This is a genomic window from Amycolatopsis sp. NPDC003731, from assembly GCF_053586895.1.
Map to the genome: position 1 here is coordinate 16,510 of NZ_JBSFNC010000005.1, position 23,485 is coordinate 39,994.

The 23,485-nt window shown below is 70.8% G+C and carries 22 protein-coding genes; 14 read left to right on the forward strand and 8 right to left on the reverse strand.

Translation table 11 applies throughout. From position 1 onward, the window contains the following. Positions 1-595: 595 nt before the first annotated feature. A complete protein-coding gene (locus ACWDN5_RS03455; RefSeq protein WP_449674201.1) occupies positions 596-2,656 on the reverse strand; it encodes a DUF6541 family protein in 2,061 nt (686 codons plus the stop codon). A gap of 170 nt (positions 2,657-2,826) precedes the next feature. Here ACWDN5_RS03455 and ACWDN5_RS03460 point away from each other — a divergent pair, with 170 nt between their 5' ends. The 9 genes from ACWDN5_RS03460 (at position 2,827) to ACWDN5_RS03500 (ending at position 12,680) form a co-directional block, all read left to right on the forward strand. After that, entirely contained in the window at positions 2,827-4,791 is a 1,965-nt protein-coding gene (locus ACWDN5_RS03460) for a DUF6541 family protein (RefSeq protein ID WP_449674203.1), read from the forward strand. 68 nt (positions 4,792-4,859) lie between these two features. Continuing rightward, positions 4,860-5,561, forward strand: coding sequence for a glycosyltransferase family 2 protein (locus tag ACWDN5_RS03465; RefSeq protein ID WP_449674312.1), 702 nt, complete (start codon positions 4,860-4,862; stop codon positions 5,559-5,561). A gap of 11 nt (positions 5,562-5,572) precedes the next feature. Beyond that, complete coding sequence (locus ACWDN5_RS03470) at positions 5,573-6,007, forward strand: DUF2304 domain-containing protein (RefSeq protein ID WP_310969276.1); 435 nt, start codon at positions 5,573-5,575, stop codon at positions 6,005-6,007. A 52-nt stretch (positions 6,008-6,059) separates the two neighbouring features. After that, positions 6,060-6,548 (forward strand): uridine kinase family protein, encoded by a 489-nt coding sequence (locus ACWDN5_RS03475; protein WP_396136890.1) that lies wholly within the window; start codon positions 6,060-6,062, stop codon positions 6,546-6,548. A gap of 327 nt (positions 6,549-6,875) precedes the next feature. Further along, complete coding sequence (locus ACWDN5_RS03480) at positions 6,876-8,555, forward strand: ABC transporter substrate-binding protein (protein WP_310969274.1); 1,680 nt, start codon at positions 6,876-6,878, stop codon at positions 8,553-8,555. A gap of 86 nt (positions 8,556-8,641) precedes the next feature. Continuing rightward, on the forward strand, positions 8,642-9,643 hold the full coding sequence (locus ACWDN5_RS03485; protein WP_310969273.1) for an ABC transporter permease: 1,002 nt from the start codon (positions 8,642-8,644) through the stop codon (positions 9,641-9,643). Further along, the gene (locus tag ACWDN5_RS03490) at positions 9,640-10,569 is read left to right on the forward strand and encodes an ABC transporter permease (RefSeq protein WP_004559728.1); all 930 of its coding nucleotides are present in this window, start codon (positions 9,640-9,642) and stop codon (positions 10,567-10,569) included. The genes ACWDN5_RS03485 and ACWDN5_RS03490 overlap by 4 nt, the downstream gene beginning before the upstream one ends. A 6-nt stretch (positions 10,570-10,575) precedes the next feature. Continuing rightward, positions 10,576-11,571, forward strand: a complete 996-nt coding sequence (locus tag ACWDN5_RS03495) for an ABC transporter ATP-binding protein (RefSeq protein WP_310969272.1) — start codon at positions 10,576-10,578, stop codon at positions 11,569-11,571. Beyond that, a complete protein-coding gene (locus ACWDN5_RS03500) occupies positions 11,568-12,680 on the forward strand; it encodes an ABC transporter ATP-binding protein (RefSeq protein ID WP_449674207.1) in 1,113 nt (370 codons plus the stop codon). Before ACWDN5_RS03495 ends, ACWDN5_RS03500 begins: the two co-directional genes overlap by 4 nt. Before the next feature lie 42 nt (positions 12,681-12,722). On the opposite strand, the gene ACWDN5_RS03505 is transcribed toward ACWDN5_RS03500, so the two are convergent. Next, positions 12,723-13,913, reverse strand: coding sequence for an RNA polymerase sigma factor (locus tag ACWDN5_RS03505; RefSeq protein WP_449674209.1), 1,191 nt, complete (start codon positions 13,911-13,913; stop codon positions 12,723-12,725). Then, complete coding sequence (locus tag ACWDN5_RS03510; RefSeq protein WP_310969267.1) at positions 13,910-14,260, reverse strand: YciI family protein; 351 nt, start codon at positions 14,258-14,260, stop codon at positions 13,910-13,912. The genes ACWDN5_RS03505 and ACWDN5_RS03510 overlap by 4 nt, the downstream gene beginning before the upstream one ends. A 555-nt stretch (positions 14,261-14,815) precedes the next feature. On the opposite strand from ACWDN5_RS03510, the gene ACWDN5_RS03515 reads away from it, so the two are divergent. Next, on the forward strand, positions 14,816-15,454 hold the full coding sequence (locus ACWDN5_RS03515; RefSeq protein WP_310969266.1) for a DedA family protein: 639 nt from the start codon (positions 14,816-14,818) through the stop codon (positions 15,452-15,454). Here the strand turns inward: ACWDN5_RS03515 and ACWDN5_RS03520 are convergent. Beyond that, positions 15,451-16,341, reverse strand: a complete 891-nt coding sequence (locus ACWDN5_RS03520; protein ID WP_310969264.1) for an EamA family transporter — start codon at positions 16,339-16,341, stop codon at positions 15,451-15,453. The genes ACWDN5_RS03515 and ACWDN5_RS03520 overlap by 4 nt on opposite strands. 86 nt (positions 16,342-16,427) lie before the next feature. On the opposite strand from ACWDN5_RS03520, the gene ACWDN5_RS03525 reads away from it, so the two are divergent. Further along, entirely contained in the window at positions 16,428-17,333 is a 906-nt protein-coding gene (locus tag ACWDN5_RS03525) for a LysR family transcriptional regulator (protein ID WP_310969263.1), read from the forward strand. Here the strand turns inward: ACWDN5_RS03525 and ACWDN5_RS03530 are convergent. Further along, positions 17,323-17,925 (reverse strand): TetR/AcrR family transcriptional regulator, encoded by a 603-nt coding sequence (locus ACWDN5_RS03530; RefSeq protein WP_449674212.1) that lies wholly within the window; start codon positions 17,923-17,925, stop codon positions 17,323-17,325. The two genes, ACWDN5_RS03525 and ACWDN5_RS03530, sit on opposite strands and share 11 nt — an antisense overlap. Before the next feature lie 59 nt (positions 17,926-17,984). Here ACWDN5_RS03530 and ACWDN5_RS03535 point away from each other — a divergent pair, with 59 nt between their 5' ends. Continuing rightward, positions 17,985-18,587, forward strand: coding sequence for a peroxiredoxin-like family protein (locus tag ACWDN5_RS03535; protein ID WP_310969259.1), 603 nt, complete (start codon positions 17,985-17,987; stop codon positions 18,585-18,587). On the opposite strand, the gene ACWDN5_RS03540 is transcribed toward ACWDN5_RS03535, so the two are convergent. Continuing rightward, positions 18,574-19,125 (reverse strand): DedA family protein, encoded by a 552-nt coding sequence (locus ACWDN5_RS03540; protein WP_310969257.1) that lies wholly within the window; start codon positions 19,123-19,125, stop codon positions 18,574-18,576. The two genes, ACWDN5_RS03535 and ACWDN5_RS03540, sit on opposite strands and share 14 nt — an antisense overlap. A 130-nt stretch (positions 19,126-19,255) precedes the next feature. Between ACWDN5_RS03540 and ACWDN5_RS03545 the strand changes: the two genes are divergently transcribed. Beyond that, on the forward strand, positions 19,256-20,158 hold the full coding sequence (locus ACWDN5_RS03545; protein ID WP_449674214.1) for an SDR family oxidoreductase: 903 nt from the start codon (positions 19,256-19,258) through the stop codon (positions 20,156-20,158). Here ACWDN5_RS03545 and ACWDN5_RS03550 read toward each other — a convergent pair. Both ACWDN5_RS03550 and leuA read right to left on the reverse strand, forming a co-directional pair. After that, complete coding sequence (locus ACWDN5_RS03550; RefSeq protein ID WP_449674216.1) at positions 20,149-21,126, reverse strand: helix-turn-helix transcriptional regulator; 978 nt, start codon at positions 21,124-21,126, stop codon at positions 20,149-20,151. The genes ACWDN5_RS03545 and ACWDN5_RS03550 overlap by 10 nt on opposite strands. After that, on the reverse strand, positions 21,123-22,883 hold the full coding sequence (leuA, locus tag ACWDN5_RS03555) for a 2-isopropylmalate synthase (RefSeq protein ID WP_310969252.1): 1,761 nt from the start codon (positions 22,881-22,883) through the stop codon (positions 21,123-21,125). Before leuA ends, ACWDN5_RS03550 begins: the two co-directional genes overlap by 4 nt. Positions 22,884-23,111: 228 nt before the next feature. Between leuA and ACWDN5_RS03560 the strand changes: the two genes are divergently transcribed. Next, positions 23,112-23,480 carry a hypothetical protein gene (locus ACWDN5_RS03560; RefSeq protein ID WP_310969250.1) on the forward strand — a complete coding sequence of 123 codons (369 nt, stop codon included), beginning with the start codon at positions 23,112-23,114 and terminating at the stop codon, positions 23,478-23,480. Positions 23,481-23,485: the final 5 nt, after the last annotated feature.

Here is a 23,485-nt window from a genome sequence, read left to right on the forward strand (position 1 = left end):
CGGGAACCCGCCACCCGCTCCGCGAAGGGGCCCTTCAGCGTGTCACCGGCCCTCTGCCCGGAGGTGCCGGTGATTCGGGCGGGGTTCGGGTGCCCACCACCCCGAAGCCGCGATTGTCACTACGGCCGGTGGTGCCGGGTCAAGGCGGGAAAGCGTGCCTTGACCCGGCACCACCGGCCGTGTTCTGGCTTCGGATCGGGGTGGCGGGGGAGGTCTGGGTGGGGGTGCCGGTTGGGTGTCCGCGTGCCGTTCGAGCCGGTGAGGCAGCTGCGGAAGGCGCTCCGGCTCTGCCGCAGGACGCCGCCGCAGGGCCCCGCCGTAGGACGCCGCCGCCGCAGGGCCCCGCCGCCGCAGGGCCCCGCCGCCGCAGGACGCCGCCGCCGCAGGGCCCGCCCTCCCTGGGGGACCATCCCCGCTTCAGCCTATCGGTCGCACCCGACTGAAACCTGCGGCGAAAAGCTGCCCGAGCCGCCTTGTCCACACCCCGGCCTTGTTGTGGAAAGGCGCCTTGCGCCCGGCGGCCGCCCAGGGCGAGCTGCGGCAGGAGCTCAGCCGCGCGGCGGCCGCGGCACGGGTGTGAAAGCCGTCCGGGGCCTCAGCCGCGCGGCGGGGTCTGGGGCAGATCCAGCCGATACACGCTCACGGTCCCCGAGCTGAACTCCTTCGTCAGCCCCGGCAACCCGGCCAGCCGGCTCAGCCCCGGCGCCAGGCTGTACGTCAGCTTGCCCGTCCAGTGGTGCCCATCCGTCCCGACCGTCGGCGCCGACGTGTCCACATACACCCAGCGGACGTTCTTCGCCCGCAGGATGCTCTGGACCTCCGGGTCCTCCGGGTAGTAGTTGAACATCGCCAGCAGGGTGATGTTGTCCTGGATCGGGCTGTGGCCGTCCGGGACGATGTTGAGGATCGGCAGGTCGTAGTCCACGTACAACAGCGTCGAGCCGTCGTTCGCGTTGTTGAGGATCGTCTCTCCCGGGGCCGCGTGCTCGTGCAGCCACTTCGCCGCCGCGTCGTCCGCCGCGTCGTAGCGGACGAACTGCGGGGCCGCGTAGCGCTGGCTCAGCGACAGCGCGCCCGTGTTCATGTAGCCGCGGAACGACGTCACCGTCAGCGCACCCAGCAGGACCACGATCAGCCCGTACGCCACCGCCGGGCGGAAGCGCGGCGGGATCGGGTTGCGCTTCTGCACCGCGACGACGAACAGCCCCAGCGCCACGAACAGGACGCCCGCCAACACCGGGATCAGCAGGTAGACGTGCGTGTCCAGGCGGTTGGCCACCCGGTAGTAGTAGCGGCCGATCATCGCGCCGAAGCCCGAATTGGGCGAGTAGTGGAAGCTCACCATGACCGCCGCCCAGAACAGCCAGGCCGTCAGCAGGGGCCACGCGCGCCGGGACAGCACCGCCGCGGCGACGCCGGCCAGGCCCAGCAGGCCGAGCACCAGCTGGCCCATCGTGCCGCTCGGGTCGAAGTACCCGCCGTACGGCAGCCGGGCGACCAGCTCGAACGACGCGCCCAGCTGCGTTCCGCGGATGTTGGCCGGGGCGTCGACCACCGAGCCGTTGCCGAGCCGCAGCAGCGCCAGGACGTCCGGGATGATCAGGACCACCGCGACCACGCCCGCCAGCACCAGCGGCAGCAGCGCGCGGACGAAGGCGAGCCGGCCCGCCTTGGTGAACAGCAGGCCGATCATGGCCGCCACCGTCGTCAGCGCGATCGAGGTCAGCGCGCTCGGGTGCAGGTTGAACGCCCCGGCGGCGGCGACCCCCACCAGCACCGCGCGGCCCCAGTTTCGCTTGCCGATCACCAGCATCACGGCGACGAGCCCGGGCATCAGCGTCATCGCGGCCGCGTTCGGCAGGACGCCGCCGTCGTGGGCGAAGGCGATGCCGGGGCGGTACAGCTGCACGGACACCAGCGCGGCGACGCCCGCCGCGAGCTCGACCCAGCCGCGGCCGAGCCGGCCGTGCCGGAGCACCGCCGCGGTCAGCGCCGCCACCGACAGCGGCAGCACGACCACCGAGAACACGACCGTCGCCAGGTTCAGGGACAGCATCGTGTCCCCGAAGACGTCGGTGAGCAGCGCGCTGATGTCGGTGAAGCCGGGCGGGTAGAACTGGACGTTCGTGTCGTGCACCACGTCGATCGGCAGGATCTGCCACGGCGCCGCCTTGCCGGTGAAGTGCGTGAAGGCGGTCAGCACGGCGTGCGTGACGGTGTCGTGCTCCTGGGTCGGCGTCTGCCACGACCCCAGGCCCTTGTGCCACATCCGGACGCCGAGGCCGACCCCGGCGACGGCGATGAGCGCGCCCAGCACCTGGGCCACCAGCCCGGCCCGGCCGGTCAGCGTGCGCAGCCGCGGGTCTTCGGCGGGCTCGACCGGCTCGGCGGCCGCGCGACGGCGGCGGACCAGCCAGCGCACCCCGCCGAGCACGAGCAGGACGGCCACGAGCGCGACGACGGTCGTCAGCAGGCCGAAGCGCAGCCCGGTGACGCCCGTGAAGAGCGACACGAGCAGCACGAACCCGGTGGTCAACGGAGCCGAAAGGCCCGCGAGCCACAACCGTTCGCGTACGCCGGTGACCAGGAGGATCGAAAATCCCGGGAGCAACACCACCAGGATTCCCGCAGCCAGCCGGACAGCTTCGGACAGCATGCTTTCTCCGATCAACAAAGCCGCCAACGCCCGGAGTCTATGGGTGGCCGCGGTCCGCCCAGGATGCGGGTGACCAGCCAGCTGACGTGCACGGTAGCGTGGCCGCGCCGTCGGAGAACGGCGTTCACCGCGGGTGCGGCCCGGATCACGGCGGAAAATGGGGTGGGAGAATGGGTTTTCTGCTCGTTCTGGCCGCATTCTGGCTTCCGGGTGCCGTATTCGGGGCCGCGATCGGCCTGCGCGGCTGGACGCTGGGCGCCGCCGCGCCGGTCCTCACGTTCGGGGTCGTGGCCCTCGGCATCCCGCTGCTGGGCGGCACCGGCATCCGGTGGACCGCGCTCTCCGTGACACTGTGGACGCTCCTGGTGTCGGCCGCCGGCTTCGCGATCACCTGGGCCGTGGCCCGGTTCACCCGGCGCCGCCGCCCGGACGCCGAGCCGCCCGAGCGCCCGCGGTGGTCGTGGCGCGGGCACGCCTTCACGGCCCTCGGCGTCGCCGCCGGGATGGCGGTCGGCCTGCGCACCGTGCTGCGCGGCATCCCCACGCCGGGCACCGTCAACCAGGACTGGGACGCCGCGTTCCACGCGAACCTCGTGCGCTGGATCGCCGAGCGCGGGGACGCGCGCCCGTCGACCATCGGCACCATCGCGAACCTGCCGGACGAGACCCACTACTTCTACCCGGACACCTACCACGCGCTGCTCGCCCTGCTCTTCGGCAAGGGCGGGCTGACCGTGATGCCGCTGCTGAACTTCGCGTCCATCGCCGTCACCTTCGCGGTGCCGCTCGGCGTGGCCGCGATGTGCCGCGCGTGGCGGATGCCGGCGGTCACGGCCGCGGCGGCCGCTGCCGCTTCGGCCTGCTTCACCTCGTTCCCCTACGACCTGTTCTGGCACGGCCCGGTCTGGCCGTACGCGGCCGGCGTCGCCCTGGTCCCGGCCATGCTCGCCGTGGTCCGCCTGCTGCTCGAGCCGGGCGGGGCCACCGGGCCGCTGGCCGTCGGGGTCGGCGTCGCGGGCCTCGCCGCGCTGCACACGAGTGTCGTGTTCGTTCTCGCTGTCTACTGTGTCCTCATCCTGGCCGTCGTGCTCTTCCGGTTCGAGCCGCTCGACTGGCGGCGGGCCTGGCCGTCGCTGGTGGCGGCCGCGCTGCTCGCCATCGGGCTCGGCCTGCCCCAGGTGCTGCCTTCGCTCTACAACGCCGGCGGCGTCACGTCCGCGGTCTGGGCCAACGCGGCGACCATGACCGGCGCGGTCGGGCAGACGGTCACCTTCTCGCCGATGGCGAGCTTCCCCCAGTGGTGGATCGGCCTGCCCGCCATCGCGGGCATCTTCCTGCTGGTCCGGCACCGGCGGATGCTCTGGCTGGTCGCGGCGTACGTCGTCCTCGGCGGCCTGTACGCGGCGACGGTCTCCATGGAGAACGGCCTGGTCCACCTGCTCAGCGGGCCGTTCTACAACGACAACTACCGGCTCGCCGCGCTGCTGCCGATGATCGGCGCGGTCGGGTTCGGCGAGTTCGTCCACACCGCGTCGGCGTGGTTCGCCGCGAAGGTCCGGCCCCGGCTGCCGAAGCTGCACCCGGCCGCGCCCGTCCTGGCCGGCGTGGTGCTGCTCGCGGCGGTGATCGGCGGGTTCAGCCGCGGGTACGTGCACCTCAACTCCGTGCACGTGAACATCGCCTACCGCGGCTTCCCCGCGGTGAGCGCGGACGAGGAGACGGCGTTCGCCTGGCTGGCCCAGCACACGGTGCCCGGCGAGCGCGTCCTGAACGACCGCCTCGACGGGTCGGTCTGGATGTACGCGCTGCAGGGCGTGCACCCGACGCAGTGGAACTACTACGGCGCCCCGCCCGCCAGCGACGTCGGCTACGTCAGCGCGTACGCGAACCGGCTGGAGAACGACCCGAAAGCCCGGCAGATCCTGCGGGAGCTGAAGGTCCGCTACGCCTTCGTCGGCCAGGGCAACGCCGTCCCCGACCAGCGGAACGACCCGGGCCTGCAGCACCTGGACACCACGCCGGGGTTCAAGCTGGTCTACCGCAACGCCGGGGCCTCCGTCTACGAGATCGCCGGGCAAGAGGACGTCGTCGCGGCCGGTGCCGCACCAGGGTCCGCGCCCGGTGACGGGCAGTGAAGGGATAAAGTGATCGCGTGTCAACGACCCCGGCGACCACGGTGACCAGCCGCCGCGTGCTCATCGTGATGCCCGCCCTCAACGAGTCGGCGAGCGTCGCGTCGGTCATCGAGCAGGTGAAGCGGGCTCTCCCGACCGGTGACCTGCTCGTCGTCGACGACGGCTCGGTGGACGACACCGCCAAGCTCGCCCGCGCCGCGGGCGCCGAGGTGGCCCGCCTCGCCGTCAACCTCGGGGTCGGCGGCGCCATGCGCACCGGTTTCCGCTACGCCGCCGCCCGCGGGTACGACGTCGTCGTGCAGGTGGACGCGGACGGCCAGCACGACCCGGACGAGCTCGAGGCGCTGCTGCGCGGCCTCGACGACGCGGACATCGTGATCGGCTCGCGGTTCGCCGGCAAGGGCGCGTACAAGGCCAGCGGGCCGCGCAAGTACGCCATGGTCGCGCTGTCGATCGTGTTCTCGCGGCTGGCGAAGACCCGGCTCACCGACGTCACGTCGGGCTTCAAGGCGATGGGGCCGCGCGCGATCCGGCTGTTCGCCGGCTACTACCCGGCCGAGTACCTCGGCGACACGGTCGAATCGCTGGTCATGGCCATCCGGGCCGAGCTGACCATCAAGGAGATCCCGGTCATCATGCGCGAGCGCGCGGGCGGCACGCCCAGCCACTCGCCCGTCAAGTCGGCCGTCTACCTGGGCCGCGCCGGGCTCGCGCTGCTGCTCGCGCTGGTCCGCCGCCGCCCCGCGGTCGACTCCTCGGACTCGGCTTAAGGAGCTTGGGAATGCAGGGTTGGCGCATCCTCAGCATCGTCATCGCGTGCTTGGTGCTGTTCGTCGTCATCGAGATGATGCGGCGGCGCAAGCTGCGGGAGAAGTACGCGGGCGTGTGGCTGGTCGTCGCCGTCGGCGTCGTGGTGCTCGCCGCCATCCCGGCGGCCGCGCAGTTCCTGGCCCGGCTGACCGGCGTGGAAACGCCGTCGAACTTCGTCTTCCTCCTCGCCGGCGTCGTCCTGGCGCTGGTGTCGCTGCACCTGTCCACCGAGACCGGGCACCTCGAGGAAGAGGTGCGCACGTCGGTCGAGGAGATCGCGCTGCTGCGCTGCGAGCTCGAGGACACCCGGCGCGCGCTGGAGAGCCGGATCGCCGAGCTGGAGGCGAAGACGGCGGCTCCCGACGACGTCAAAGGGCTTCCGGAGGTCGAGCGCGTCAGCAAGTGACGCGCTGATCGAGGCCCTGCTCGCCGCCCCCGCGCGGCTGGGCCGGGTGCGGGTGCTGGCCATCGACGGCCCGTCGGGCGCCGGCAAGTCCACGCTGGCCGCCCAGGTCGTCGAGGAGCTGACCGCCCGCGGCTGCCGGACGGCCCTGGTGAGCACCGACGCCTTCGCGACCTGGGACGACCCGGTCGCCTGGTGGCCCCGGCTGGTCGACGGCGTCCTGCGTCCCCTGGCGGCCGGCCGGCCCGGCGCCTACCGCCGCATGGACTGGACCACCGGGGTGCCCCGGCCGGGTGAGCTCGTCCGGGTGGCCGTGCCGGAAGTCCTCGTGCTGGAGGGCGTTTCCTGCGGCCGCACTTCGGCAAGACCCCTGCTTTCGCACCTCTGCTGGCTCTCTGGCGGCCCGGAGGCTGCCCGGCTGGCCGGAACCGTCGCCAGGGACGGCGCGGCCGCACGGGCCGAATTGGCGCGGTGGCAACGGTTCGAGCGCGGCTGGTTCGCCGTCGACGGCACCCCCGGGGCCGCCGGCACCCGACTTTTGTAGGGGACGGACCGGTCACCCTCCGTGCGCGCGGCACTCCGGATCGATCAAGTCGACCAGCGGTCGCAACACGACCGGACTAATCTCGGTACCGCCATATGAGTTAGTGATCGGGCACCGCGTGCAGCCAGAGCACACAAACGGTCACATTCTGTCGCTATTTATGGACACATTGCGGTCAAATCGGCGCCCACGTAGCGCGATCGTAACCTCACGTACTTAAGCCTGGGCCGAGTTCCCGCTAGTGTCGCGGGGCACACCGATCGTCCGTCGAGTTCCTGACCGACCGGACGGTGACTTTGAACCCGAACATCTCCCAAGGGGTGCCAGATGCAGCAATTGCGGCTGACCCGAACACGCCGCGTGGCCCTGATCGGGCTGAGCGGCGCGCTCGCGGTTTCGCTGTCCGCCTGTGCGGAATCCAAGCGTGACGAGGGCGCAGGGGGTGGTTCCGGGGGCACCATGATCTTCGGCGCGGCCGGTAACCCGAAGTTGTTCGACCCGATCTTCAACGACGAGGGCGAGACCTTCCGGATCACGCGCCAGATCTTCGACACGCTGATCCAGAACAAGCCGGGCACCGCCGACCTCGAGCCCTCGCTGGCCGAGAAGTGGGAGCCCAGCAACGACGGCAAGACCTGGACCTTCTCCCTCAAGCAGGGCGTGAAGTTCTCGGACGGCACCGCCTTCGACGCGACCGCGGTCTGCTTCAACTTCGACCGCTGGTACAACATGAAGGGCGCCGCCGCCCAGAGCCAGATGATCTACTACGCCGACGTCTTCGGCGGGTTCGCCAAGAACGAGAGCACCGACTACAGCGACCCGGTCTACAAGAGTTGCGAAGCCAAGGACCCGGCGACCGCGGTCGTGAACCTGAACAAGGCGAAGGGTGCCTTCCCGGCGGCCTTCACCCTGCCGTCGTTCTCGATGCAGAGCCCGACCGCGCTGAAGCAGTACAAGGCCGACGAGGTCACCCAGTCCGGCGACTCGTTCACCTACAGCGAGTACGCCAACAAGCACCCGGTCGGCACCGGCCCGTTCAAGTTCGACGGCTGGGACCAGGGCAAGGGTGAGATCACCCTGTCCAAGAACGACACCAGCCCGACCCAGACGGCCAAGCTCGACAAGCTCATCTTCAAGGTGATCCCGGACGAGAACGCCCGCAAGCAGGCGCTCAAGGCCGGCGACATCCAGGGCTACGACTACCCGGCGCCGGCCGACTACGGCCTGCTGCGCAACGAGGGCGAGCAGGTGCTGGTGCGCCCGCCGTTCAACGTCCTCTACCTGGGCATCAACCAGTCCGGCCCGGCCGGTGAGAAGCTGAAGGACGTCCGCGTCCGCAAGGCGCTGGCCTACGGCATCAACCGCGAGCAGTTCGTCAAGAGCAAGCTGCCCGAGGGCGCCGAGGTGGCCACCGAGTTCGTCCCCAAGACGATCTCCGGCTACACCGACGAGGTCACCAAGTACCCGTTCAACCAGCAGCAGGCCAAGGATCTCCTGCAGCAGGCGGGTGCGACGAACCTGACGCTGAAGTTCTACTACCCGACCGAGGTCACCCGGCCGTACATGCCGAACCCGGCGGACGTCTTCACCTCGATCTCCGAGGACCTGAAGGCCATCGGCATCAAGATCGAGCCGGTCGCCAAGCCGTGGAACGGCGGCTACAAGGACGACGTCCAGAAGTTCGGCAAGCAGGACCTCCACCTGCTCGGCTGGACCGGTGACTACAACGACGCCGGGAACTTCGTCGGCACCTTCTTCGGCCGCAAGAAGCCGGAGTTCGGGTTCGAGAACCAGCAGCTGTTCGACGCGCTGGCCGCCGCGGACGCTTCGCCCGCCGGTGACGCGCACGCCAAGGCGTACCAGGAAGTCAACAAGCAGATCATGGACTACCTGCCGGCCATCCCGATCTCCTACGGCCCGCCCGCCATCGTGGTCGGCCCGAAGGTCAAGGGTCTGGTCGCCAGTCCGCTGACCGACGAGCGGTTCAACACCGTCACCGTGAACTGACGGCTCAACGCCGCGAGGCATGGGGTGGGTGCTACCGCGCCCACCCCATGTTCCGTACTCAGCGGGCTGCCACCTAAGGACTGCAAGTGCTCCGTTTTCTCGTGCGTCGGCTGCTACAAGCGATCCCGACGCTGCTCATCCTGTCCATCCTGGTCTTCGCCTGGCTGCGGTCGCTGCCCGGAGGGCCCGCGGCCGCCCTCCTCGGCGACAAGGCAACGCCGGAGAAGATCGCCAACCTCAACCACGTGCTGGGGCTCGACCAGCCGGTCATCATCCAGTACTTCAAGTTCCTCGGCCGCGCCATCACCGGCGACTTCGGCGCCTCGCTGGTCTCCACCCAGCCGGTGATGTCGGAGATCGGCACGTTCCTGCCGGCCACCATCGAGCTGGGCCTGTCCGCGATGATCGTCGCGGTGGTCATCGGCATCCCGGCCGGCTACCTCTCGGCCCGCTACCGCGGTGGCGTCGCTGACAACGTGATCATCGTGCTGACGCTGGTCGGCGTCGCGGTGCCGGTGTTCTTCCTCGGCTACATGATGCAGGACCTGCTGGCCGGGCCGCTGGGCCTGCCGTCGCAGGGCCGGCAGACCGCGGGGCTCGACGCCACCGCCGTCACCAACTTCGCCGTCCTCGACGGCATCATGACGAGCGAATGGGACGCCGTCTGGGACGCGATCAGGCACCTGATCCTCCCGGCGTTCGCGCTCGCCACCATCCCGCTCGCGGTGGTCACCCGGATCACCCGCGCGTCGGTGCTCGAAGTGCTCAACGAGGACTTCATCCGCACGGCCAACTCCAAGGGCCTCACGCAGCCCGTCGTCCGGCGGCGGCACGTGCTGCGCAACGGCCTGCTCCCGGTGGTCACCACCATCGGCCTGCAGACCGGCGCGCTGCTCGGCGGCGCGGTGCTGACCGAGCGGGTGTTCAACTTCCGCGGCCTCGGATTCCTGCTGGCCGAAGGCATCGAACGGCGTGACTACCCGCGGCTCCAGGCGCTGCTGCTCTTCGGCGCGCTGGTGTACGTCCTGGTGAACATGCTGGTCGACGTCTCGTACGGGATCATCGACCCGAGGGTGCGTGTGCGATGAACACTCTGCTGAACAAGAAGAAAGAGCCGATCGACAAGCTCGCCGCGGCGAGCGGGAACAGCCTCGGCCGCGAAGCACTGCGGCGGATGCTGCGCAGCCCGGTCGCCATCACCGGTGGCGTGATCACCGGCCTGTTCGTGCTGCTGGCGGTGTTCGCGCCGCTCATCGCGCCCAAGGACCCGTTCGAGCGCTACCTGCAGGACAAGGTCGCCCTCGGCCAGGGGATCATCCCCGGCTCCCAGCCGGGCTTCCCGCTCGGCGTGGACGACTTCGGCCGCGACGAGCTGTCGCGGCTGATCGTAGGCGCGCAGAACACCCTCCTCGTCGGGGTGCTGGCCACGGTGATCGGCGTGCTCCTCGGCATCATCATCGGCGGGCTCGCCGGCGCGTTCGGCGGCTGGGTCGACACCGTCCTCATGCGACTGGTCGACGTCATGCTGTCGGTGCCGTCGCTGCTGCTGGCGATTTCGGTCGCGGCCCTGTTCGCCAAGCCGAGCCAGTGGACGGTGATCCTCGCCGTCTCGCTGATCGGGGTGCCGATCTTCGCGCGGCTGCTGCGCGGTTCGATGCTGGTGCAGCGCGGCAGCGACCACGTCCTCGCGGCGACGTCGCTGGGCGTCAAGCGCGGCACCATCGTGTTCCGGCACATGCTGCCGAACTCGCTGGGCCCGGTCATCGTGCAGGCCACGCTGACCCTGGCGACCGCGATCCTGGAGGCCGCGGCGCTGTCGTTCCTCGGTCTGGGCGACCCGGACCCGAACCGGGCGGAGTGGGGCATCATGCTGAGCAAGGGTGCCCGGCAGTTCCTCGACGTCCGGCCCGAGCTCGCGTACTACCCGGCGATCGCGATCATCATCGTCGCGCTCGGGTTCACGCTGCTCGGCGAGTCCCTCCGCGAAGCCCTCGACCCGAAGAACAGGCGGTGAGATCCCATGGCACTCCTTGAAGTCCGCGACCTTTCGGTCGTGTTCCAGCGGCGCGGCGAACAGCCGTTCACCGCGGTGGAAGGCGTCAGCTTCGACGTCGAGCCGGGCCAGACGGTCGGCCTGGTCGGCGAGTCCGGCTGCGGCAAGTCCGTGACGTCGCTGGCGATCATGCGGCTGCTGGCCAAGCGCGGCAACAAGGTCACCGGCTCGGTGCGCTTCGAAGGCACCGACCTGCTTTCCCTGTCCGACCGGGAAATGCGCGACCGCCGCGGCCGCGACCTCGGCATGGTCTTCCAGGACCCGCTGTCCTCGCTGAACCCGGTCATCCCGATCGGGCTGCAGATCACCGAGGTGCTGGAGCGCCACCGCGGGATGTCGCGCAAGGCGGCGTCCGTCGAAGCGGTGGACCTGCTCGACAAGGTCGGCATCCCCGACCCGTCGCGCCGGCTTTCCGAGTACCCGCACCAGCTTTCCGGCGGAATGCGGCAGCGCGCGCTGATCGCGATCGCGCTGGCGTGCCGGCCGCGGCTGCTCATCGCCGACGAGCCGACCACCGCGCTCGACGTCACCATCCAGGCGCAGATCCTGGCGCTGCTGCGGGAACTGGTGCAGGACACCGGCACCGCGCTCATCATGATCACGCACGACCTCGGTGTCGTCGCCGGGCTGTGCGACGAGGTCAACGTGCTCTACGGCGGCAAGATCGTCGAGCGGGCGCAGCGGCACCAGCTCTTCGCCGAGCCTCGGCACCCGTACACGCACGGCCTGCTCGCCTCGATCCCGCGGCTCGACGCGGGCCGCGGCGAGAAGCTGATCCCCATCCGGGGTTCGGTGGCCGACAACATCCCGTGGGACCACGGGTGCGCGTTCGCGCCGCGGTGCCCCAACGCGCTGCCGGTCTGCCGCGAGGTCCAGCCGCAGCTGGTGCCCGACCAGGGCGGGCTGCTGCGCTGTCACAACCCCGTGCGGCCCGCGGTCGCCGCGGGAGGAGGAACCCGATGACCCGTCCTGCTGGTGACGTGCTGCTCGAGGTGACCGACCTCAAGGTGCACTTCCCGATCAAGCGCGGCATCGTGATCGACCGGACGGTCGGGCACGTGTTCGCGGTCGACGGTGTCGACCTGGCCATCCGCCGCGGCGAAACCTACGGTCTGGTGGGCGAATCCGGCTGCGGCAAGTCCACTTTGGGCCGGGCGATCCTGCGGCTCAACGAGCCCACCGCCGGTTCCGTGAAGTTCGACGGCACCGACGTCGCGGCCTTGAAGGGGGAGGAACTGCGGAAGGCCCGGCGCCGGATGCAGATGATCTTCCAGGACCCGATGTCCAGTTTGGACCCGCGCCAGTCGGTCGAGTCCATCCTGCTCGAGGGCATGCACGCGCACGGCCTCGACAAGGACAAGGAAGCCACCCAGCGGCGGCTGCGGCAGCTGCTGGCCGCGGTCGGCCTCCCGGAGACGTCGCTGCGGAAGTACCCGCACGAGTTTTCGGGCGGGCAGCGCCAGCGCATCGGCATCGCCCGGGCGCTGGCGGTGGAGCCGGACCTGATCGTCGCCGACGAGCCGGTGTCCGCATTGGACGTTTCGGTGCAGGCCCAGGTGGTGAACCTGCTGGAGGACCTGCAGCAGCAGCTCGGCCTGACCTACGTCGTGATCGCGCACGACCTCGCGGTGGTGCGGCACATCTCCGACCGCATCGGCGTGATGTACCTGGGTGCGCTGGTCGAGGAGACCGACGCGGACTCGCTGTACCGGGACCCGCTGCACCCGTACACGCGGGCGCTGCTGTCGGCCATCCCGGTGCCGGACCCGCAGGTCGAGGACACCCGCGAGCAGATCCTGCTCGCCGGTGACCTGCCGTCGCCGGCCAACCCGCCGTCGGGCTGCCGGTTCCACACGCGCTGCCCGTGGCGGCAGGCGAGCCTGTGCGACACCGACCGCCCGCAGCTGCGCGAGATCGGCGGCGGGCACCGGGTGGCGTGCCACTACGCGGAGGACATCCGCGACGGGCGCATCCAGCCGCACGAGGTGGAGCCGGAGCTGGTGGAGCTCACCGGGGCGCTCAACCCCGACCTGGGCCCGCCGGACGTCGGCACCGCGGCCGAGATCCTCTGACGTGCCGAACGGCCGGCCGGGCCTTGTCCCGGCCGGCCGTTCTCACGTCTCCAGCCTGTTGGCCCGCGACTGCAGGTACGCCTGTTCCGGCAGGCTCAGCGTCCGCCGGGCGGCGGCCAGGTAGGCCTCGCGGGCTCCGGCCGGGTCACCGGCGGTTTCGAGCAGGTGGGCGCGGATGGCGTCGACCCGGTGGTGCCGCGTGAGGTGCTTCGCGGCTTCGCCCAGCTCGGCCAGCCCCTTCTCGGGGCCGTGGACCTGCGCGAACGCGACCACCCGGTTCAACGTCACCATCGGACCGGGCGCGACGACCCGCAGCAGGTCGTACAGCGTGAGGATCTCGGCCCAATCGGTGTCTTCGCTGGTCGCGGCCTCGTCGTGGACCGCGGCGATCGCGGCCTGCAGCTGGTAGGGGCCGACCGGTGCGGTGGCCAGCGCTTGGGTGATCAGCGCGACGCCTTCGTCGATGAACGCCCGGTTCCAGCGCGACCGATCCTGCTCGGCCAGCGGGACGAGCGCGCCGGTGGCGTCGACCCGCGCGGGCCGGCGGGCTTCGGTGAGCAGCATCAGGGCCAGCAGCCCGGTGACTTCGCCGTCGTCCGGCAGTTCCGCGTGCAGCTGCCGGACCAGCCGGATCGCCTCGGTGGTCAGCTCGACGCGGCTCAGCGTGTCCCCCGAGCTGGCGGTGTGGCCCTCGGTGAAGATCAGGTAGAGCACCTGCAGCACGGCGGCCAGCCGCTCGGGGCGCTGGTCGTGGGTGAGCCGTTCGCCTTTCAGCTTCTGTTTCGCGCGGCTGATCCGCTGGCCGATGGTGGCCTCGGGAACGAGGAAGGCCCGCGCGATCTCGGCGGTGCTGAGCCCGCCGACGGCCCGCAGGGTGAGCGCGACCTGCGACGGCGGTTTCAGCGACGGGTGGCAGCAGAGCAGCAGCAAGGTCAGCGTGTCGTCGACCCCGCCGGCGGGTTCCTGACCGGGCGGCTCGGCCTGGGCGACGGCCTCCTCACGCCGTCGCCGCGCGGTGTCGCTGCGCCACTGCTCGATCCGCCGCCGGGACGCGGCGGTGATCAGCCACCCCTTCGGGTGATCCGGAATCCCCTCGGCCGGCCATTGCTGCGACGCGGCGAGCAGGGCTTCCTGGACGGCGTCCTCACAGGTGTCGAACCCGCCGTACCGCCGGACCAGCGCGGCGAGGACCTGCGGCGCGAGCTCGCGGAGCAGGAGTTCGACGTCGGTCACAGCTCCGGTCCGTGGAGTCCCATCACCGGCCGCACCTCGACCTTGCCGAAGGACGCTTCCGGGACCTTCGCGGCGATCTCGAGGGCGCGCTCTTCGCTCTCGCAGTCGAGCAGGTAGAAGCCGGCGAGGAACTCCTTGGCCTCGGCGAAGGGCCCGTCGGTGACACCCACCTGCTTGGTCAGCTCCGGATAGGCGAGCCGTTCGGAGACGATCCGCTCGCCGGAGGCATCGAGGTCGTCGTTGAGCTGCTGGTAGTAGGCCAGCCCGGCGGCCCGCTGCTCGTCGGTCATGCCTTCCCACGCTTGGCGTGACGCGGGGTTGCCGTAGATGAGGACCACGTATTTCACTGGAGTCTCCTGTGCCTGCACGGGTTGTCCACCGGAGTTGTCCACATGGGGGTGGAGCCTGTGGACAACTCCGGCTGCGTGAGATGCCCCGTTGTGCCCCCTCCACCGACCCGGACGCCGGATTGTTCAACGGCCGTCACGCCGCGTCAAGGCGGGAAAGCGTGGCTTGACCCGGCGTGACGGCCGCTGAGGCGGCTGCGTATCGGCTCGGCAGGGGGATGTGGCCGGTGGGGCTTGGCGGGACGGGGGCCGAGCCCTCGGTCGAAGCCGGGCCTGCGGCCCAGGCTGGGCCTGCGGCCCAGGCGGCCCCGGCCGAAGCCAGCCCCGGCCGAAGCCAGCCCCGGCCGAAGCTGGACCTGCGGCCCAAGCGGACCCCGATCGAAGCCAGCCCGACCGAAGCCAACCCCGGCCAAAGCCGCCCCTCGACCGCAAGCAGGACCCGACCAAAGTCGTACCCCCGGCCATACCTGAGGATGCCGCGCTCTGCGGAACGCCCCCGGTACCCTTCGGAAAGCGAACACCGAAATCCGGACGTGGGTACCAGGGGGTACAGCTGTGCACATCGACCAATGGCTGGAGGCGATCCCGCCGCTCTCGGTGTACCTGATCGTCGGTGCGGTGATCATGATCGAGAGCCTCGGGATTCCGCTGCCCGGCGAGATCGTGCTGGTCAGCGCGGCCCTGCTCGCGTCGCAGCACAGCAACCTGAGCCCGCTCTGGATCGGGATTCTGGCCAGTGCCGGCGCCATCATCGGCGACAGCATCGGGTACTTCATCGGGAAAACCGGTGGGCAACGGCTGTTCGCCTGGGCCGGCCGGAAATTCCCGAAGCATTTCGGTCCCGCGCACTTGGCCAACGCCGAACGGATCTTCAACAAACGCGGTGTGTGGGCCGTCTTCCTGGGGCGGTTCATCGCGTTCCTGCGGATCCTCGCCGGGCCGCTCGCCGGTTCGCTGCGGATGCACTACCCGAAATTCCTGCTGGCGAACGCCGCCGGGGGCATCGTCTGGGCCGGGGGCACCACCGCCGCCGTCTACTACCTCGGTGTGGTGGCCGAAGAGTGGCTCGGCCGGTTCTCCAAGTTCGGCCTGGTGGCCGCCGTCCTCATCGGCGTGGTCGTCTTCTTCGTCATGAAGAAGCGTCTCGGCCGGAACCACCCGGAAGAGGAAAAGCAGGAAGAGACCGCCGCCTAGACCGCGACGAGTTCTCGCTTGGGCGCGAACCGCAACGAGCCCAGCAGCACCCCGGCGATCACGACGGCCGCCGCACCGACCTCCAGCCAGGTCGGGCGCTCGCCCAGGATCAGGAACGACGCCGTCAGCCCGACCACCGGCACCAGCAGCGAGAACGGCGACACCACGCCCGCCGGGTTGCGGCGCATCAGCGTCGTCCACAGGCCCGAGCCGACGACCGTGCCGATCAGCACCACGTACGTCAGCCCGGCGAGCGCGGTCAGGCCGGTCGGGGTGCCGAGCGTCGTCAGTGAACGCCACTGCGCGGCCGGGCCCTCCATGACCAGCGACAGCGCGAACATCGGCAGCGGCGGCACCACCGACATCCACAGCGTGAAGTGCAGCGGGTTGTCCGGCTCGGCCTTGCGCGTGCTCAGGTTGCCGAATGCCCAGCTCAGCGCGGCCAGCAGAGTCAGGACCATCGGCAGCAGCGCCGCGTGCCCGGACTGCTGCCACGCGATCGCGGCCATCCCCGCCACCGCCAGCGCGATGCCCGCCAGCTGGTGCGGGGTGACGCGTTCGCGCAGGAAGACCGCGCCGAGCAGCACCGTGAACGGCGCCGACGCCTGCAGCACCAGCGACGCGAGCCCGGTCGGCATCCCGGTGTCCATCGCGATGAACAGGAACGCGAACTGGCCGGTGCCGAACCCGAGGCCGTAGCCGAGCAGGTGCCGCACCTTCACCTTCGGCCACGGCACGAACAGGATGGTCGGCACGGCGATCACGGCGAACCGCAGCGCGCCCGCGAACACCGGCGGGAACTGCCCGAGCGTCGCGTGGATGGCCAGGAAGTTCAGGCCCCACAGGACGGCGACGAGCACGGCGAGCAGACGGTCACGAGCGGGCATGCCTCCACTGTGTCAACGCCGACCGTGAAGGACCAGCGAGAATATCTGCAGGAACCTTGTAGCGGAGCTTCAAGTACAGTGACGGCGTGGATCTGGGCCGGTTGCGCACGCTGCGGGAGTTCGCCGACCGCGGGAGCGTGACGGCGGCCGCGCGTGCCTTGCACTGCACGCCGTCCGCGGTTTCGCAGCAGCTGCGCGCGTTGCAGGGCGAAGTCGGCCTGCCGCTCACCGAGCCCGCGGGCCGGGGCCTGCGGCTGACCGACGCCGGCCGCGCGCTGGTCGCCCGCGCCGATGAGGTGCTCGCCGCGCTCGAACGGGCCGAATCCGAACTGGACACCTACCGCAGCGCGCCGCGCGGGCGGGTGCGGATCGCCATCTTCCAGTCGGCCGGCCTGATGCTGCTGCCGGGGCTGCTGTCGCGCGTCGCCGGGTACGACGGCCTGGAGGTCGACGTCCGGGACGTCGACATGACGCCGCCGGAGGTGCCCGGCCTGGTCGCGGACTACGACATCGTCGTGGCGCACCGCGACGAGCACGCGCCGGAGTTCGACTCGAGCCGCCTCGAGGTGGTGCCGTTGCTGCGCGAACCGCTCGACGTCGCGCTGCCGACGGGGCACCGGCTGGCGAACCGGCGCCGCGTCGAACTGGCCGAGCTGGCGGACGAGCGCTGGATCGGCGTCGACCACGGCTTCCCGGTGGACGACGTGCTGCGCTCGCTGACCGTCCGCACCGGCGTGCGGCCGGTCGTCGTCCAGCGGATCAACGACTTCCGGATCACCGAGCGGCTGGTCGCGGCCGGGCACGGCATCGCGCTGGTGCCGCGGTACACGATCGACACCCGCCGGGGCAGCGGCCTGGTCAGCCGGCCGCTGGCCGGGATCCGCGCGGCCCGGCTGGTGGAGGCGGTGTGCCGGACGGGCGCGCTGCAGCGTCCGGCGGTGGCCAAGGTGATCGACGAACTCCGCGCGGAGATCGCCCAGCTCACCGCTTGAAGCCCCGCAGGTAGGCGAGCGCGATGCCGAGCGCGTCCTGCAGCGCCGTGAGGTCGTGGCGGATGTGGGCCAGCAGCAGTCCACCTTGGACGGACGTCATCGCCGCCTGCGCCAGCCGCGCCGGGTCGGCGTCCGCGGCCAGTTCTCCGTTGTCCTGCAAGGCTTTCAGCCCGCGCGCCAGATGGGACTCCCAGGTCCGGTAGGCCTGGTCGACCAGCGGGGCCAGCTTCGGGTTGTCGCCCACCTCGCCCGCGAGGTTGCCCAGCGGGCAGGCGATCGGCCCGCCCGCGCGGCGGTGGACGTCGAGCAGCTGCTCGGTCCACGTCTCGAGGTCGGCCCAGGACGCCAGCGTGAAGATGGCCGGCTGGTTGCCGAGGATCTGCTCGAGGTACCGGTCGATCACGGCCGCGACCAGCTGTTCCTTGTTCTTGAAGTAGTGGTACATCTGCGATTTCCCGGCGCCGCTCGCGGCCAGCACCTTGTCGACGCTCGTGCCCGCGACGCCGTCGACGTACATCAGGCCCGCCGCCGCGTCGACGATCGCGTCACGCGTGCGCTTGCCGCGCGGGGTCGAAGCCGCTTGCGCCTCCATGTACCGAATAGTACAGTTTGGCTCACTGTACCGATCAGTACAACTAATTAGGGGGATCCATGACGCTCGACCAGGCCCTGACCGGGCTCAACGACCAGCTCCGGAGTGCCCTGCCGCCGGAGCTCGCCGAGGTCCTCGATGCGGACCGCCGCCGTGTGGCGACGGACTTCGCCGAGGTGGGCGCCAAGATCGAGGACTTCACCCTGCCGGGAGCCGACGGCGCGCCGATCGGCTTGGCGGGGCTCGTGGCCGAGGGGCCGGCGGTGCTCGTGTTCTACCGCGGCCAGTGGTGCCCGTACTGCAACCTGACGCTGCGCACCTACCAGGAGGAACTGCTGCCCGAGCTGGAGAAGCGTGGTGCGGCCCTGGCGGCGATCAGCCCGCAGAGGCCGGACGGCCCGGTGCCCGGGTTGGGGTTCCCGGTGCTTTCCGACGTCGGGAGCACCGTCGCGCGCGGGCTCGGGCTGAGCTACCCGGTTTCCGATGTCGTCCGCGAAGCGATGAAGACGCTGGGGACGGACCTCGAGCAGGTCAACGGCAGCTGGGAGCTGGTCCACCCCGCGGTCGTCGTGGTCGGCCGCGACCGGGTGATCCGGTACATCGACGTCCACCCGGACTTCGTCACGCGGACCGAACCGGCGGACATCCTCAAAGCGCTCTAGCCGACCGTTTCACGCCGTAGGTGATCACCGAACCCAGGATCAGGGCCACGGCCAGGGAGAGCAGCAGGCTGATCCCGGGTTCGGTGACGATCCGGCCGCCGGCGTAGCCGAGGAAGGCCACGTAAGACGTCCAGAGTGTGACGCCGATGGCCGATGCGGCGAAGAACTCCGCCGGCGGCCATCGGAGTGATCCGGCGAGGAGGGCGCCCAGCGTCCCGCCCGACGGCAGCCAGCGGGCGACCACCAGCACCGGCCGGGGATGGCGCTGCAGCCGCCCGTCGAGCCGGCCGAGGCCGGCGGCGATCTTCTTCCGCCTGCTCAGCCGGTCCAGCGCCGCCCGGCCACCGAACCGGCCGAGGGCGTAGAGCGCCTGGTCGGACGCCAGGCACCCGGCACTCGCCACGGCGATCACCAGCGCCAGCGACGTCCCGCCCTGCGCCGCCGAGATGCCCATGCCGAGGATGGTCACCTCGGTGGGCAGCAGCGGCACGAGCGCGACGACGAACAGCACCAGCAGTCCCGCCGTCGATCCGTCCACACCTCCATTAACCGCCGGCCCGCCCCCGGGCACTCCCGATCAACGGGGACTCACAGCAACCCGACAGCTCCGCCACAGACTCGGGGAAACCATGCCAGGAGTTGTCATGGTTCGCCGTGAGGCTGGGCGCATGAACACACTTTCCGGAAAAGTCGCCCTGGTGGCGGGCGGGACGCGCGGCGCGAGCCGGGCGATCGCCGTCGAACTCGGCCGCGCGGGCGCTTTCGTGTACGTGACCGGCCGGACGACCCGCGCCGGACGGTCCGAAGTGGACCGCCCGGAAACGATCGAGGAGACGGCCGAGCTGGTCGAGCGGGCGGGTGGCGAGGCGGAAGCGATCCGCGTCGACCACCTGGTGCCGGAGGAGGTCGAGGCGCTGGCCAAGCGGATCGAGCGCCTCGACATCCTGGTCGACGGCCTCTGGGGCGGCGACCAGCACCTCGGCTGGGGCAAGCCGGTGTGGGAGCACGACCTGACGGCGGGCCTGCGCATGATCCGCCTCGGCATCGACGCGCACCTGATCACCAGCCACTTCCTGCTCCCGCTGCTGATCGGCCGCCCGGGCGGGCTGGTCGTCGAGCTGACCGACGGGACGGCGGAGTACAACGCGAAGTACCGCGAGGGGACGTCGCTGCCGTTCTACCTGGCGAAGGCGTCGGCGCACCTGCTGGCAATCGGCGAGGCGGCCGAGCTGGCGTCCTTCGGGGCGACCGCGGTCGGCTTCACGCCGGGCTACCTGCGGTCGGAGGCGATGCTGGAGCACTACGGGGTGACGGAGGAGAACTGGCGCGACGCCTGCTCGCGGGTGCCGCACTTCGCGATCTCGGAGACACCGACGTTCTGCGGCCGAACGGTGGCGGCCCTGGCGGCGGACCCGGCGCGGGACCGGTGGAGCGGCCAGACGGTGAACAGCGGCCAGCTGGCGAAGGAGTACGGCGTCGACGACATCGACGGCAGCCGCCCGGACGCGTGGCGGTACATGACGGAGGTGGCGGACGCCGGAAAGCCCGCGGACACCACCGGCTATCGCTGACCGTTGCGGGTGGCCAGTTCCGCACCGATCGCCGCCAGGGCCGCCCGCACCTCCGCCGGCTCGAGGACCTCGACACCCGGGCTGAGCGCGACCAGCTGGCCGACGCCGATCTCGGCCCCCTCCAGGGCGAGCTCGGCGTCGGCCCAGCCGTCGGCGTCCGGCGTGCCCAGGGAAACCACCGTGTCCGCGAGGTGCTCGCCGCCGAACACGCGGCGCAGCTCGCGCACCGCCGTCCGGTTCAGCCGGGCGCGCACCCGCAACGGCCGTGCGACCTGCTCGAACGTGGCCGACGACGCCCGCCACCAGGCCGCCAGGTCGAAGTCCGGTGGCCGGTCGAACGTGGTTCCCTCCGCGGCCGCGCGAAGGATCCGGGAGACCCGGTACGTCCGCAGCGCGTCGTCCGGGACCACCCGTGCGACCAGGTACCAAACGCCCGCCTTCAGCACGAGCCCCAGCGGCTCGAGCTCCCGGGCGGCCACCTTGTCGCTACGCCGGTAGGTGATCGAGAGCCGGCGCTGCGCCCAGACCGCCTCGACGACCGAGGCCAGGGCGGGCGGCTCGTCGGCGGCACCGAACCAGCCCGGCGCGTCCAGGTGGAACCGCCCCGCCACCAACGCCGCGTGTTCCTGTAGCTCGGCCGGCATGCCCGCGGACACCTTGGCCCGCGCCGCGCTGCTCGCCGTGTCCAGGCCGAGTCCCGCCAGCGCGGAAGGCACTCCCAGCGCGAAGAGCGCGACGGCCTCGCGCGCGGTGAGGCCGTCGAGCCCGGAGCGCCAGCCGTCGACCAGGCGGAAGCCGCCGTGCCGCCCTTGCTCCGTCCACAGCGGAACGCCCGCTTCGCGCAGCGCCGCCAGATCGCGGTGCATCGTCCGCTCCGAAACACCCAGCTCCGCAGCGAGCTCGGCGGCGGTCGCGCTGCGTCGCCGTTGCAGCGTGAACAGCAGCGCGACCAGCCGCTCGGCTTTCACCGGTTGGCGCGGTTCACCGCCGAGACGACCGCGCGCAGCGACGCCGTGACGATCGACGGGTCGATGCCGATGCCCCAGAACACGCGGTCGGAGATCGCGCACTCGATGTACGACGCCGCACGCGCGTCGTCGCCCGGGGAGAGCGTGTGCTCGCTGTAGTCCAGGAGGCGCAGGTCGTACCCGACCGTCGACAGCGCGTCGAAGAACGCCGCGATCGGGCCGTTGCCGCGGCCGGTGACCTCGTGCTCGTCACCTTCCACGCGGACCGTCGCGGTGATGTCGTACTCGCCGTCGCCGTTGTCGCGGACGTGCTGGCGGACCAGCTCCAGCGGCGTCTTCAGCTCCAGGTACTCGGCCGAGAAGGCGTTGTACATCGTGGTCGGGTCGACCTCGCCGCCCTCGGAGTCGGTGTAGCGCTGGATGACCTTCGAGAACTCGATCTGCAGCCGGCGCGGCAGGTCGAGCTGGTGCTCGGCCTTCATGATGTAAGCGACGCCGCCCTTGCCGGACTGCGAGTTCACCCGGATCACGGCCTCGTACGTGCGGCCGACGTCCTTCGGGTCGATCGGCAGGTACGGGACCTCCCACGGGTGCTCGTCGACCGGTACGCCCGCCTTGTCCGCGGCGTCCTTCAGCGCGTCGAGGCCCTTGTTGATCGCGTCCTGGTGGCTGCCGGAGAACGCGGTGAACACCAGGTCGCCGCCCCACGGCGAGCGCTCGGGCACCGGCAGCTGGTTGCAGTACTCGACCGTCCGCTTGATCTCGTCCATGTCGGAGAAGTCGATCTGCGGGTCGATGCCCTGGCTGTAGAGGTTCATGCCCAGCGCGACCAGGTCGACGTTGCCGGTGCGCTCGCCGTTGCCGAAGAGGCAGCCTTCGATCCGGTCCGCGCCGGCCTGGTAGCCCAGCTCGGCGGCGGCGATGCCGGTGCCGCGGTCGTTGTGCGGGTGCAGCGACAGGATCACCGAGTCGCGGCGGGCCAGGTTCCGGCTCATCCACTCGATCGAGTCGGCGTAGACGTTCGGGGTGGCCATCTCGACGGTGGCCGGCAGGTTCAGGATCACCGGCTTCTCCGGCGTCGGCTGCCAGATCTCGGTGACGGCGTTGCAGACCTCGAGCGCGTAGGACAGCTCGGTGCCGGTGTAGGACTCCGGCGAGTACTGGAACCGGAAGTCGGTGTCCGGCTGCTTCGCGGCCAGCTCGACGACCAGTTCGGCGGCCTGCGTGGCGATCTTCTTGATGCCTTCGCGCTCTTCGCGGAAGACCACGCGGCGCTGCAGGATCGACGTCGAGTTGTAGATGTGGACGATCGCGCGCGGCGCGCCTTCGAGGGCCTGGAAGGTCCGCTCGATCAGCTCGTGGCGGCACTGGGTCAGCACCTGGATGCTGACGTCGTCCGGGATGGCGTGGTCTTCGATGATCTCGCGGACGAAGTCGAAGTCCGTCTGGGACGCGGCCGGGAAGCCGACCTCGATCTCCTTGTAGCCCATGCGGACCAGCAGGTCGAAGAACTTGCGCTTCCGCGCGGGCGACATCGGGTCGATCAGGGCCTGGTTGCCGTCACGCAGGTCGACCGCGCACCACAGCGGCGCGCGGTCGATGCGCTTTTCGGGCCAGGTGCGGTCGGGCAGGTCGATGTTCTCGACCAGGTCGTACCAGGGGCGGTAGCGGTGCACCGGCATGGACGTGCCGCGCTGGGTGTTCCAGGCGGGCTGGCCGGCGGGCGCGGGACGAGAAGGTTTGCGGATCTTGCTCATGGGATTTGGGGTGTCTCCAGCTCGACGGGTGCGACCGGCACCACGAAGCCCCGCGACGGGGAGCCGGTCCGGTCAGGCCCCGTCGCGGCAGCGAAGCAGGAGAGCACGCGCCACGGCCCCACCATAACCAGCGAACGTGCGCGGAGGGAAGCCGGGCCGTGGTGGAACTGTTACCCACACGGTTACTTGTGGGTAGCAATCGGCCGGGTGCCGTGCGAAACTGCGGGCATGGGTGAGCACGCAGAGTCGTCGTCGGAGGAGACCCGCGTCTCCCGCCGCGCGGCCGTCGACTGGCGCCAGACCCGGGGCAAGGTCGCCTCGCTGGTGGCCTCGATCGTCCGCTGGGTCGGGCTGGTCTTCGCCGCGTTCCTGGTGATCCACGTGATCTTCACGGTCGGCTCGGCCAACCCGGACAACGGCATCGTGTCGTTCGTGAAGTCCTGGGCGGACAGCCTCGCGCTGGGCTTCAGCGACCTGTTCACGCCGAGTGACGAGAAGCTGCGCGTACTGGTGAACTACGGCATCGCGGCGATCTTCTGGATGGTCGTGTCGGGGATCCTGGCCAAGGTCATCCGCCGCGTGGGCGGGGCGTCATAGCGCCG